This window comes from Arthrobacter sp. SD1074B, assembly GCF_056780195.1.
This window is the reverse complement of the sequence record NZ_JBRAZT010000001.1, coordinates 3,035,477-3,047,828: the sequence shown is the minus strand read 5'-3', so window position 1 is coordinate 3,047,828 and position 12,352 is coordinate 3,035,477. Positions and strand designations below refer to the sequence as shown.

At 65.7% G+C, this 12,352-nt stretch carries 14 protein-coding genes; 10 read left to right on the top strand and 4 right to left on the bottom strand.

Annotation, left to right across the window (positions count from 1 at the left end; translation table 11 throughout):
• Positions 1–2 precede the first annotated feature (2 nt).
• The gene (locus tag ACUYM2_RS14105) at positions 3–572 is read left to right on the top strand and encodes an adenylate kinase (RefSeq protein WP_481601499.1); all 570 of its coding nucleotides are present in this window, start codon (positions 3–5) and stop codon (positions 570–572) included.
• Between the two features lie 109 nt (positions 573–681).
• Complete coding sequence (gene map, locus ACUYM2_RS14100; protein WP_481600624.1) at positions 682–1,509, top strand: type I methionyl aminopeptidase; 828 nt, start codon at positions 682–684, stop codon at positions 1,507–1,509.
• Positions 1,510–1,629: 120 nt separating this feature from the next.
• On the opposite strand, the gene ACUYM2_RS14095 is transcribed toward map, so the two are convergent.
• The 3 genes from ACUYM2_RS14095 to ACUYM2_RS14085 form a co-directional block, all read right to left on the bottom strand.
• Positions 1,630–2,976, bottom strand: a complete 1,347-nt coding sequence (locus tag ACUYM2_RS14095; protein ID WP_481600623.1) for an ABC transporter substrate-binding protein — start codon at positions 2,974–2,976, stop codon at positions 1,630–1,632.
• An 81-nt stretch (positions 2,977–3,057) separates the two neighbouring features.
• Positions 3,058–3,984 (bottom strand): carbohydrate ABC transporter permease, encoded by a 927-nt coding sequence (locus tag ACUYM2_RS14090; protein WP_481600622.1) that lies wholly within the window; start codon positions 3,982–3,984, stop codon positions 3,058–3,060.
• Positions 3,981–4,931, bottom strand: a complete 951-nt coding sequence (locus tag ACUYM2_RS14085) for a carbohydrate ABC transporter permease (RefSeq protein WP_481600621.1) — start codon at positions 4,929–4,931, stop codon at positions 3,981–3,983. The genes ACUYM2_RS14090 and ACUYM2_RS14085 overlap by 4 nt, the downstream gene beginning before the upstream one ends.
• Positions 4,932–5,165: 234 nt before the next feature.
• Here ACUYM2_RS14085 and ACUYM2_RS14080 point away from each other — a divergent pair, with 234 nt between their 5' ends.
• The 8 genes from ACUYM2_RS14080 to ACUYM2_RS14045 all read left to right on the top strand — a co-directional run bounded on the left by ACUYM2_RS14080 (position 5,166) and on the right by ACUYM2_RS14045 (position 10,433).
• Entirely contained in the window at positions 5,166–6,131 is a 966-nt protein-coding gene (locus ACUYM2_RS14080; protein WP_481600620.1) for a P1 family peptidase, read from the top strand.
• Between the two features lie 169 nt (positions 6,132–6,300).
• Positions 6,301–6,522, top strand: a complete 222-nt coding sequence (infA, locus tag ACUYM2_RS14075; protein ID WP_009358723.1) for a translation initiation factor IF-1 — start codon at positions 6,301–6,303, stop codon at positions 6,520–6,522.
• A gap of 69 nt (positions 6,523–6,591) precedes the next feature.
• A complete protein-coding gene (gene rpmJ / locus ACUYM2_RS14070) occupies positions 6,592–6,705 on the top strand; it encodes a 50S ribosomal protein L36 (protein ID WP_009358722.1) in 114 nt (37 codons plus the stop codon).
• 185 nt (positions 6,706–6,890) lie between these two features.
• Positions 6,891–7,265, top strand: coding sequence for a 30S ribosomal protein S13 (gene rpsM / locus ACUYM2_RS14065; protein ID WP_481600619.1), 375 nt, complete (start codon positions 6,891–6,893; stop codon positions 7,263–7,265).
• A gap of 41 nt (positions 7,266–7,306) precedes the next feature.
• Positions 7,307–7,708: a 30S ribosomal protein S11 gene (gene rpsK / locus ACUYM2_RS14060; protein WP_018773682.1), complete on the top strand. Its 402-nt coding sequence runs from the start codon at positions 7,307–7,309 to the stop codon at positions 7,706–7,708.
• 126 nt (positions 7,709–7,834) lie between these two features.
• Positions 7,835–8,845 (top strand): DNA-directed RNA polymerase subunit alpha, encoded by a 1,011-nt coding sequence (locus ACUYM2_RS14055; protein WP_024366109.1) that lies wholly within the window; start codon positions 7,835–7,837, stop codon positions 8,843–8,845.
• A gap of 75 nt (positions 8,846–8,920) precedes the next feature.
• A complete protein-coding gene (gene rplQ, locus ACUYM2_RS14050) occupies positions 8,921–9,511 on the top strand; it encodes a 50S ribosomal protein L17 (protein ID WP_481600618.1) in 591 nt (196 codons plus the stop codon).
• Positions 9,512–9,542: 31 nt separating this feature from the next.
• Entirely contained in the window at positions 9,543–10,433 is an 891-nt protein-coding gene (locus ACUYM2_RS14045; RefSeq protein ID WP_481600617.1) for a tRNA pseudouridine synthase A, read from the top strand.
• Positions 10,434–10,484: 51 nt separating this feature from the next.
• On the opposite strand, the gene ACUYM2_RS14040 is transcribed toward ACUYM2_RS14045, so the two are convergent.
• Positions 10,485–12,164 carry a sensor histidine kinase gene (locus ACUYM2_RS14040; protein WP_481600616.1) on the bottom strand — a complete coding sequence of 560 codons (1,680 nt, stop codon included), beginning with the start codon at positions 12,162–12,164 and terminating at the stop codon, positions 10,485–10,487.
• Positions 12,165–12,352 lie beyond the last annotated feature (188 nt).

The window sequence follows — 12,352 nt, the reverse complement described above, 5'->3', positions numbered from 1 at the left end:
GAATGTTGATTATCGGACCTCCGGGTTCCGGCAAGGGGACACAGGCGGAACGTATTTCGGAGCGCCTCGGCGTTGTTGCGATCTCCACCGGCGACATCTTCCGTGCCAACGTCAAGGGTGAGACGCCGCTCGGCATCGAAGCCAAGAAGTACATGGACGCGGGCGACTTCGTCCCGGACAGCGTGACCAACAAGATGGTCCGGGACCGCCTCACCGAGGCCGACGTCGAAGCCGGCTTCCTGCTCGACGGTTACCCGCGGACCACCGCGCAGGTGGACTACCTCGACGCGATCCTCGCCGACGGCGACCAGAAGCTCGACGTCGTCCTGCAGCTGACGGCCGACGACGAGGAACTCGTCACCCGCCTGCTGGGCCGTGCGAAGGACACCGGACGCAGCGATGACAACGAAGCCGTCATCCGCCACCGGCTTGACCTCTACCATGGCCAGACGGAAGCCGTGGTGGCCAAGTATGCCGAGCGGGGCATCCTGACCCAGGTCGACGGCATCGGCGGCATCGACGAGGTCACCGACCGCGTCATGCAGGCCATCAAAGCGGCACAGTCCGCCTGATCCGGGCCCGTAACTACCGAGGCTCCTCCCGCATTGCCGGGAGGAGCCTCAGCCATTTGTCCGCACACCCCTCACCGGGCCGCGCGGCACCATCGAAAGGACGCTGAGGATGGCATTCGGCCAGCCCCGCATTGAATACAAGACCAACGCTCAGATGCGGACCATGCACGACGCCGGGCTGGTGCTGAGCCGCGCGCTCGACGCCGCCGTGGGGGCAGCCGTGCCCGGAGTGACCACCCGTGACCTCGACGCCGTGTTCGCCGGCGTGCTGCAGGACGCCGGCGCGAAGTCCAACTTCCTCGGCTACCACGGCTTTCCGGCCACCATCTGCACCTCGGTGAACGAGGAAGTGGTGCACGGCATCCCGGGCGACCGTGTCCTGCAGGACGGGGACATCATCTCGATTGACGGCGGCGCCATCGTGGACGGCTGGCACTCCGACTCGGCCCGGACAGTCATCGTGGGCACGGCCGACCCGGAGGACCAGCGGCTCTCCGACGTCACCGAGGCGGCCATGTGGCGCGGCATCGCGGCGCTGGCCACCGGCAAGTTCGTCGGTGATATCGGCAACGCCGTCGACGATTATGTCTCCTCGGTTCCGGGCAAGCCGCTGGGCATCCTGGAGGACTACGTGGGCCACGGCATCGGCTCCGAGATGCACATGGCGCCGGACGTGCTGAACTACCGCACGGGCCACCGCGGGCCCAAGATCCGTCCAGGGCTGTGCCTTGCCATCGAACCCATGCTGGTCCGCGGCAGTATCGAAACCGCCACCCTCGACGACGACTGGACCGTCGTCACCACGGACGGGAAGCGCTCCTGCCAGTGGGAGCACTCCGTTGCGGTGCACGACAAGGGCATCTGGGTGCTTTCCGCGCCCGACGGGGGAGCCGCGAAGCTGGCGCCGCTCGGCGTCGTACCCGTCCCGATTCCCTAGGACCCCCGTCGTGGCGGCACGGCGACGCGCCGGACCGGCCGTGAGACGACGAATCCCTGGCGACGCTGGATTACCAGCGTCGCCAGGGATTCGTCGTATCGTCAGGCAGGGAGAACAGCGTCAGCTCTTCAGCTTCGGCTTCACGTCCTTGGTGTAGATCCCTTCGAGGGTGCCCTTGAGCGCGGTCATGGTGGCCTTGACATCGCCCTGCTGCGTGAGGATCGCCGCGGCCGCCTTCGCCATTTCCTGGTCAGCGCCCGGCAGGAACACCCGGGCGTTGTCCTGCACCCGGGTGACCGCGAGCTGGTCGATGGCGGTCTTGATCTGCGGCGTCTTGGCGAGCACCGCGGTCATATCTGCGGAGGTCCGGGTCGGCATGTAACCGGTGGCAGCCGAGAACGCCGCGGTGTTCTCCGGCTCGGTCATGAACTTCAGGAAGGTCGCCGCAGCAAGCTGGACCTCCTTGCTGACACCGCTGGGGATGCCGAGCCCGGCGCCGCCGGTGGGGCAGACGCCGGTTTCGTTCTTGGGGCCGCCCGGCAGGAAGCCGACGCCGACGTTGAACTTGGCCGAGCTCAGCACACCCAGCAGTGAACCGGTGGAGGCGATCGTGGTGGAGGTAATGCCGGCGGCGAAGTCATCCGCGGCCTCCTTGGAGGAGACACCGGCCCACTTGCCCTTGTAGATCGAGTCCTGGGCCCACTGGAGAGCCTCCACCGACTCGGGGGAATCACAGTTGATGGTCCACTCGTTGGACCAGCTGCCGCCCCAGCCCCAGAGGTTGTTCTGCAGGGTCCAGCCGGCATATCCGGCCAGCGCAGGGTAGATGTAGGCGTACTGCGCGCCGGAGCTTGCCTTGAGCTTCGGCGCCCATTCGCCGAACTCCTGCCAGGTCTTCGGTGCCCGGTCCGGCAGGCCCGCGGCCTTGAAGTGGTCCTTGTTGTAGTAGAACAGCGGGGTGGAGCGGCCGTAGGGGAGCGCCCACTGCTTGTCGGCGTACTGGTAGTCCGCGACGAGCGACTTCTGGAAGTCGTCGACCTTGATGTCCAGCTGCTTGATCAGGCTGTCGAGCGGGATGATGTTGCCGTTGGTGAAGTACCGGAACCACCAGACATCGGAGAGGACCACGAGGCCCGGCAGGGCCGACTTCGCGGCCTGCGACGTCTGGAACTTCTGCGCGATTTCCTCGTAGTTGGCCCCCGCGGTGATCAGGTTGACCTTGATCTCGGGGAACTTCGCCTGGAACTTTTCGATGATCGCCTTTTCAACCTCCTGGGACTTGCCCGGGTGGTTGGTCCAGAAATCGAAGGACGAGGCCGGCTTCACGCCGCTGAAGTCGATGTCCGCCGTGCCTGTGGCCGCGGTGCCGCCTCCCGTGGAGGGGCCCCCGCAGGCCGCCAGGGCCGCGGCTCCTGCGCCCGCGCCGGCCAGGCCAAGGAAGTGTCTGCGGTCAAGATTAATTGCCATGGTGGATCCTCTCAAAAGTGGTAACTCGTTGTGATGTTGGGATGCTTTGGGGGCGGGCGGCTGGAAGCTTCTGTGGTGGCGTCACCCGGTGACGCTGCCCTGCGTGAGGCCTGCCACGATGTAGCGCTGCAGCGCAGCGAAGACCAGCAGGATCGGAACGATCACCAGCACCGCGCCGGCCATCAGGATGCCCCAGCCGGAGCCGTTGCCTTCCGAATTCTGCAAGAGGGTCAGGCCCACGGGCAGCGTCATGGTTTCCGGTCGGTCGGTGATGATGAGCGGCCAGATGTAGTCATTCCATTCGCTCACCACGGTGACCAGGGCGACAGTCGCGATGGAGGGGCCGGAGACCGGGACGACGACCTGCCAGAGCCGCCGCCAGTGCCCCGCGCCATCGATCTCGGCAGCCTCGAGGATGGAGCCGGGCAGCGTCATGAAGTGCTGGCGCAGCAGGAACGTGCCGAATGCAGTGCCCAGCCCCGGGAGGATGATCCCCCACAGGGTGTTCTTCCCGCCCATGCCCGCGATCAGGATGTAGTTGGGCAGGATTGAGACCTGCGGGGGCACCATGAGCGCGACCAGGATAACGATGAAAATGACGTTCTTGAAGGGGAAGCGGACAAAGACGAGCGCGTAAGCCGTGAGGATGGCCAGGATGACCTTCACGGTGGCGCCCACGGTGGTGACGATCAGGCTGTTCACGAAGAACCGGGCAAACGGCACCGTTGTCATCGCGACGTGATAGTTGTCCAGGTTCACGCTTTCCGGCAGGATCTTCAGGTCCATCGTGACGATCTCGCCTGGCTGCTTGAAGGAACTCAGCACCATCCAGAGCAGCGGAAGGACCACCACGAGGGTGGCAAGGATGAGCGGGACATAGCCGCCGGCGATGGTCTGGATCAGGTTTGCGCGGGAAAACGGCCGCTGGCGCTGCGGCGGCGCCTCGGGGCCGCCGGCGGCCCCGGCGTTGGCGGCCGGATCCGGGTTCACGGGAGAGAGAGTGCTCACGAGTAGTGCACCTTCCGTTCTACGAACCGCACCTGCAGCACGGTGATGATCAGGAGGATCGCGAAGAGGACCACGGAGATGGAGGCCGAGTAACCGGCGCGGTTGAAGGCGCCGAAGGCCTGCAGGTAGGCCTCATAGATCAGGGTGGACGTGCCGTTGCCCAGCGGGGTCATGATCCGGATCAGGTCGAACGCCTGCAGGGAACTGAGCATCGTGGTGATGAGCAGGAAGAAGGTGGTGGGGGAGAGCAACGGGACCGACATGTTGATGAAGCGGCGGAACCCGTTGGCGCCGTCCAGCGAGGCGGCTTCCATGACGTCCTGGGGCAGTGACTGGAGGCCGGCGAGGTAGACGACGGCGCAGTAGCCGAGGTTCTTCCAGACGTAGACGATGATCACCATGACCAGGGAGAGTTGGGGGTCATTGATCCATTGCGGACTCTGCTGGCCGATCCCGCGCAGCAGCCAGGACAGCACGCCGTAGCCGGGATCGAAGATGAACAGCCAGACAAGCCCGACACCGACCCCGCTCAGCACGTAGGGGGCGAAGACGGCGGACCGGGCGAAGGTGGTGCCGCGGACCTTGGAGTTCAGCGCCAGGGCCACCAGCAGCCCGAGGACCATGGAGCCGCCAACCGTGATGAGGGTGAAGACGGCCGTGGTGCCCAGCACCTTGGGAGCGTCCGCGCTGGTGAAGAAGTTGATGTAGTTGTCGAAGCCGACCACCGTGGCCGAGGCAGAGCCCAGTGTCCAGTCCAGGGTGGAGTAGTAGATGTTGTTGATGAGCGGGAGGTAGGTGAACACCGCTATCAACGCCAGGTTTGGCAGGGCCAGCCCAAGGAATACGATGAAGTCCCTGCGGGTCCGGGCGGACCAGCGTCGCCTGCGCGGGCCCGGCGTGACGGTCCCGGCGGTAGCCGCAGGACGGTCAGTCAATTGTCTAGTCATAGGAGTCTCTAACGGATCCAGGCCTGCCAATGGCAGGCAGTTGGGCGGGGGATCAACAACACTTCACCACACTGTTGGTGGGCGGAACCCCGCACAAGGCCTTGTCAGAGCTTTGTTATGTCAGGCTTCCTTGCCCGTTTACCTCTTGTTGGTTGCAGTATTCCACAAAGTTCGCCTGCCACTGCGGACATCCCGGCTACGGTATTGCCCGGCAGCGGGGCGCACAATGGAGCCATGACAGCGATTACAGACGTGCCCGGAATCCGCGTCGGCCATGCGTCCCGGACCGGGGCCGGCTGGCTGAGCGGCGTCACCGTAGTGCTTCCCCCACCGGGCTCGGTCGGCTCGGTTGACGTCCGCGGCGGCGGCCCCGGAACGCACGAGACCGACGCGCTGGATCCCACCACGCTGAGCACCGCCGTCGACGCCGTGGTCCTTACCGGGGGCAGCGCGTTCGGATTGGCATCCGCCCACGGCGCCCAGCGCTGGTGCGAGGACCAGGGGAGGGGCTTCGCGGTGCCTGGCGGGGTGGTGCCGATCGTCCCGGCGGCGGCCATCTTCGATCTGGGCCGGGGCGGCGATTTCACCGCCCGCCCCGACGCCGCCATGGGGTACGCCGCCACCGCAGACGCCGCCTCCCGCCCGGACGGGCACGACGTCGAACGAGGCAACGTCGGCGCCGGCACCGGAGCCCTCATCGGCCGGGGAACCTACAAAGGCGGCCTTGGCACCGCCTCCATCACGCTGGACAACATCTCCCAAGACGGCCCGGTCGTCGTTGGGGCGCTCGCCGTAGTAAACGCGCTGGGACTCCCGTTCGCTGAGGCGAAAGCCGCACCGGACAGCCTCCGGGTTTCGGATGTGCCACCGGACCTCAACACAACCCTCGTCGTCGTCGCGACCAACGCCATCCTGGACAAGGCCGAATGCAAGCGCACGGCGTCAGCCGCCCACGCCGGCCTCGCCCGGGCCCTGAATCCAAGCCACACCCTGGCCGACGGCGACACGGTCTTCTGCCTCGCCACCGGTGCCGTGGCGCTGGACCGCAGCACCGCGTCCGCCCGGCAGTTGAGCCTGATGACGCTGCAGAGTGCGGCGGCCGACGTCGTCCGGCTGGCCATCCTGGACGGTATCGCGGCCGCGGCCGGGGTGGAGACCCCGGCGGGGCGGTTTCGTGCATACCGGGACGGAGTGCGCTAGCATAGCTGGATTTAACATTCGGCCCGCGATGCCGTAGTGTTGTCTGTTGGTTGTCTGCCCTGTTGTGCCCTTTTGTGGGCCGGTGGCTTCAGCCAAGCAATCAAAAAACGTCCGCAGTGATCGCCGGTGCAAGCCGGAGGGGCTGTGGCAACAACAGTTAGCGGAGGGTATGGCCAAGAAGGACGGGGTCATTGAGATCGAGGGCGTTGTGACTGAGGCGCTGCCTAACGCGATGTTTCGCGTTGAGCTCACCAACAAGCACATCGTTCTGGCACACATCTCTGGAAAGATGCGCCAGCACTACATCAGGATTCTCCCTGAGGACCGGGTAGTGGTGGAGCTGAGCCCGTACGACCTGACACGTGGTCGTATCGTCTACCGCTACAAGTAAACACTGGCCGGCCGCGGCAGTAACCGAGGACCGGTCCAGCTGACCAACTGCAACACGCAAAGGAACGCCATGAAGGTCAAGCCGAGCGTCAAGCAGATCTGCGAAAAGTGCAAAGTGATCCGCCGTAATGGCCGGGTCATGGTGATCTGCGAGAACCCGCGCCACAAGCAGCGCCAGGGCTAATTTCCTTCACGGGAAAACCCTGGGTTGCTAACCCACGCAAGTAAATAATAAGGCAGCACAAGCTGATCTGGGACACTGAGCAACAACGAGTCCGGACAGCTAACCCCCGGTCGGAGGCTGGGGCCGCATTGAACATGCGGGTGTACTGCCTACGACCTCCGGTTTATACAAGGAGTACTGCCACTATGGCTCGTCTCGCTGGCGTAGACATTCCCCGCGAAAAGCGGTTGGAAATTGCGCTTACTTACATCTACGGCGTGGGCAAGACCCGTGCACACGAAACCCTGGCTGCTACCGGCATCAGCGCTGACGTTCGGGTCAAGGACCTGACCGACGCGCAGCTGGTTGAGCTGCGTGACTACATTGAAGGCAACTACAAGGTTGAGGGTGACCTTCGCCGCGAAGTGGCCGCTGATATCCGCCGCAAGGTTGAAATCGGCAGCTACGAAGGTATTCGCCACCGCAAGGGCCTGCCAGTGCGCGGTCAGCGTACGAAGACGAACGCACGTACCCGCAAGGGTCCGAAGCGCACCGTCGCAGGCAAGAAGAAGACGCGCTAAACCGCACGTCTTCCCCCCGATAACTTTCTGTAGGAGAAATAATGCCCCCGAAGACTCGTGGCGCGGTTCGCAAGCCGCGTAAGAAGGACAAGAAGAATATCGCGCTGGGCCAGGCGCACATCAAGAGCACCTTTAACAACACCATCGTTTCCATCACGGACCCGAACGGTGCTGTCATCTCCTGGGCTTCGTCCGGTGAGGTTGGCTTCAAGGGCTCCCGCAAGTCCACCCCGTTCGCTGCCCAGATGGCCGCCGAAGCCGCTGCGAAGCGTGCACAGGAGCACGGCATGCGCAAGGTTGACGTATTCGTCAAGGGACCGGGCTCCGGACGCGAGACGGCAATCCGTTCACTGCAGGCCGCTGGCCTCGAGGTTGGGTCCATCCAGGACGTAACCCCCAGCGCGCACAACGGCTGCCGCCCGCCGAAGCGCCGCCGCGTCTAATTCTTAGCCGGAGCTTGCCCGGACCCTCACCGGTCCGGGCAGGCCCAGCCGCGTTAAGTCATTAGACCGATCTTTCCACCACCTGTGTTGCGTCATATAGCGGATGCTCGCCGAAAGGAAACCTAAGTGCTCATTGCACAGCGCCCCACCCTCTCCGAAGAGGTCGTCTCCGATAACCGTTCCCGTTTCATCATTGAACCGCTGGAACCGGGCTTCGGTTACACCCTCGGAAACTCCCTCCGCCGTACCCTGCTCTCCTCCATTCCCGGTGCCTCTGTAACGAGCATCCGGATCGATGGCGTGCTGCACGAGTTCACCACGGTTCCGGGTGTCAAGGAAGATGTCACCGAGATCATCCTGAACATCAAGAACCTGTCGGTCTCCTCCGAGCACGACGAGCCGGTTGTTGCTTACCTGCGCAAGCAGGGCCCGGGAGTCGTCACCGCCGCGGACATCGCTCCGCCGGCCGGCGTCGAATTCCACAACCCGGATCTGCACATTGCCACGCTGAACTCGAAGGGCAAGTTCGAACTCGAACTGACCATCGAGCGCGGCCGCGGCTACGTTTCGGCAGCTCAGAACAAGTCCGGCGACTCCGAGATCGGCCGCATCCCGGTCGACTCGATCTACTCGCCGGTGCTGAAGGTTACTTTCCGCGTGGAAGCTACCCGTGTTGAGCAGCGCACTGACTTCGACAAGCTCATTGTCGACGTCGAGACCAAGCAGGCCATCGCCCCGCGCGACGCGGTCGCTTCGGCAGGTACCACCCTGGTGGAACTGTTCGGTCTGGCCCGCGAGCTGAACACCGCAGCTGAAGGTATCGAGATTGGCCCGTCGCCGACGGATGCTGCCCTGGCAGCAGACATGGCCCTGCCGATCGAGGATCTGGACCTCACCGTCCGTTCTTACAACTGCCTCAAGCGTGAGGGCATCCACACCGTGGGTGAACTCGTTGCCCGCTCCGAGGCTGACCTGATGGACATCCGTAACTTCGGTGCGAAGTCCATCGATGAGGTCAAGGCAAAGCTCGTTGAACTGGGTCTGTCCCTTAAGGACTCCCCTCCCGGTTTCGATCTCGCAGCCCGCGCCGCAGCCATCGAAGAGGACGACGCCGCTTTCAGCGACGACGAGCTCTAAAACAGATCTTGGCCAGCAGGCTGGACGCACCGCAGCGTGCACAGCCCGCCGGCTTCCATATGAGGAGAAATAGTTATGCCTACCCCCACTAAGGGTCCGCGCCTCGGAGGCGGCCCGGCTCACGAGCGCCTCATGCTCGCGAACCTGGCAGCCGCACTGTTCGAGCACAAGCGGATCACCACCACGGTGACCAAGGCCAAGCGGCTGAAGCCGTACGCCGAGCGCCTGGTGACTTTCGCCAAGCGCGGCGACCTGGCCTCCCGCCGTCGTGTGCTCGGTCTGATCAGCAACAAGGGCGTCGTCCACGAGCTGTTCACCGACATTGCCCAGGCAGTTGAGAACCGCGACGGTGGCTACACCCGCATCACCAAGATCGGCAACCGCAAGGGCGACAACGCTCCCATGGCTGTCATCGAACTGGTCCTCGAGCCGGTTTCCGCCAAGCAGGCAGTGGTAGCCGAGGCTACCTCCGCCGCGCAGCGCGACGCTGACAAGAAGGATGCAGACAAGGCTGAAGCAGCTCCGGTCGCCGAGACCGAAGCAGCAGAGACCGAAGAGGCTCCCGCAGCTGAGGCCACTGTGGCCGCAGAGACCGAAGCAGCAGAGACCGAAGCGGCTCCGGCCGCGGAGGAAACTGCCCCCGAGTCCGAGAAGGACGCGAAGTAATTCGCTAAAACCTTCTTATAGACTTAAGTCTATGAACGAGCTCAAACCCGCCGCCCCCGTTATGGGGGGCGGCGGGTTTTTGCGTATCCGGCTGGATCTCTCGTACGACGGCGGCCCCTTCAGCGGCTGGGCCCTGCAGCCGGGGCGCCGGACCGTCCAGGGCGTCCTGGAGGAAGCACTCGCCCTGCTGATCCGCCGTCCCGTGCGGGTCACCGTGGCCGGGCGCACCGACGCCGGCGTGCACGCCCGCGGACAGGTGGTGCACCTGGACCTGAGCGAGACGGAGTGGCAGGGCCTGAACCGGGGCGCCGAACTCGACCCGGCGGCGGCACTGCTCCGGCGGCTCCGCGGCGCACTGAGCCGCGGGCTGGGCGATCTCAGCGGCGCGATCGAGGTGCACCGGGTCGCCCTCGCCCCGGAAGGCTTCGACGCCAGATTCTCCGCACTGTGGCGGCGCTACAGCTACCGGATCGCGGACGGCGCCGCCCTTTGGGACCCGCTGGGGCGGTACTCGACCCTCTGGCACAAGGAGCGGCTGGACACCGCGCTGCTGAACGAAGGTGCCTCTCGCTTGCTGGGCCTGCAGGACTTCCGTTCCTACTGCAAACCGCGCGAAGGAGCCACGACCGTCCGGGAACTGCAGCGTTTCGAGTTCACCCGCGGCCCCGACGGCGTCATCGTCGCCACCGTCCAGGCAGACGCCTTCTGCCACAACATGGTCCGCTCGCTCGTGGGATCAGCGCTCTACGTCGGGGCCGGTGTGGAACAGCCGGGCTGGCTGTATGAGCGGCTGATCGCGCGGCAACGGGATGCCCGGTCGGTCCTGGCTGCCCCGCACCCTTTGGTGCTCGAAGAGGTGGCGTACCCCTCCGCAAGCGGGCTGCTGGCGAGGGCCGAACTGACGCGCGCCCTGCGCAAGTAAAAACCGGCGCTCTGGACAGTGGCTCCAAAAGTGGGGAAATCCTGAACCAGCCTAGAAGCCGACCGGCGCTCCGTCGGCCGGCAGGTCCACGGTGAAGGTGCTCCCGCAGCCGGGCAGGGTGCTGCACGAGATGGAGCCGCCGTGGCCCTCGACGATCGCTTTCGTGATGGACAGGCCAAGTCCGGCGCCCGGGATGGCGCCGTCCCGCACCGCCGGGCTTCGGAAGAAACGGGTGAAGACCTTTTCGGCGTCGGCGGCGGTCATGCCGATGCCGCTGTCCTCCACCCGCAGGAGCACCCGGCCGGCGTCCGCGCGGGCCGTGACCGTCACGGCCCCGCCGTCCGGCGAGTACTTGATGGCGTTGGAGACCAGGTTGTCCAGGGCCTGGCCGATCCGCAGCGGATCCACGTGCGCCCACAGCGGCGCCGGCACGTCCATCGCCAATGACACCCGGGAGGACTGCGCATGGGCCTGCGCGGAGCCAAGCGTTGCCTCCACCAGGCCGGCCAGGTCGGTCCTGCGCGGGTGGACCTGGACGGCGGAGTTGGCGGACATCAGCAGGTCCGAGACGAGGGCCAGCAGGCGCTCGGCGTTGCGCTGCGCCACCTCGATCCGGCGCAGCACCGGCAGGGACAGCTCCTCGCCAAGGACCAGGTCCAGGTTGCCGATGATCGAAGTCAACGGGGTGCGGAACTCGTGCGATACCGTCGCGACGACGTCTTCCTTGGCGGCGAGGGCGTTGACCAGCCCGGTGACTTCGTTGTACACGACGACGGCGCCGCGGAAGCCGCCGTCGTCGTCCTTCAGCGGCCGCGCGCCGGTGGACACCACCCGGCTGCCGGGTGCTTCCCCGAAGTAGACCAGATGGTCTGCGAATGACTCGCCCTTCAGCGCCCGGCGGATCGGGCGCCGGCCGGGCGGGAGCGGGGTGGACTGGTCCCGTCCGGTCAGCTGCAGATGTTCTTCCCACTCCGGATCGGCCGGCGTCGCACCCGCAGGCGCCGCGGACGCCTCCAGCCGGGCCTGCCAACTGTTGGTGAGCAACCGCCGGCCGTCGGCCCCGATCGCAATGATTCCGACGTCGATCGTGTCCAGGATGGCGTTGAGCAGCCGTTCGCGCTCCCGGCTTTCCTTGAGGAGTTCCTGCAGCTCGGCCTCGGCCGCGTCGACCTTGTGCTGCTGTCGGCGCAACTGCGCCCGTGCGAGCTGCATGGCCAGCGAGACGGCCAGCGTCACCAGTGCCAGCAGCAACACTGTGGCGATGCGTCCGGGACCGTCCCCGGCGGCGGCGGCGAAGTACCAGGGCAGGCCCGCCAGCAGTGGCCCCAGGAAACTGGCGGCGAGGATGGCGGCGGGGGAAAGCCGCGAGGCCGAAATCCAGACAACGGGAAGCACGGAAAGCACCCCCAAGCCCGGCAGTTCCTCCGCGGCCGCCACCCGGCTGCAGCCGATGGCGACCAGGTCCAGGACCGGGATGGCCAGCGGCGCCAGCGGTCCCAAGCGATGCCAGGGCGCGAGGAAGCAGGCCAGCAGGACCACGGCGTGCAACGCGAGGGCGGCCTGGCCCCAAGGATTGGCCAAATGCAGGTGCCAGGCCTCCGGTGCGGCGGCCATGGCGGCGGCTAGCAGCAGGGTCAGCGGCAGTTGGCCGGCCAGCACCCGGGCGCGCGGCGTCAGCGTCCCAAAGTCGCGGTCCATGCCCGCGCCGAGAATCAGCCGCCGTTCACCCACTGACTAGCGCCCCTTCCTCGCCTCTGGAGTTTACATTGCTGTCACACATACTTGACTACAAACATATTACGGTTGCCCCGTGTCATGGGGCCGGAGACCAAAATCGCGGCCCGGCATGGGTATTGTGGCAAGACATGCGTATACCGCGTCCTGGGGGCGCGGTTTGGGCGTCCGGGGCATCCGCCCCG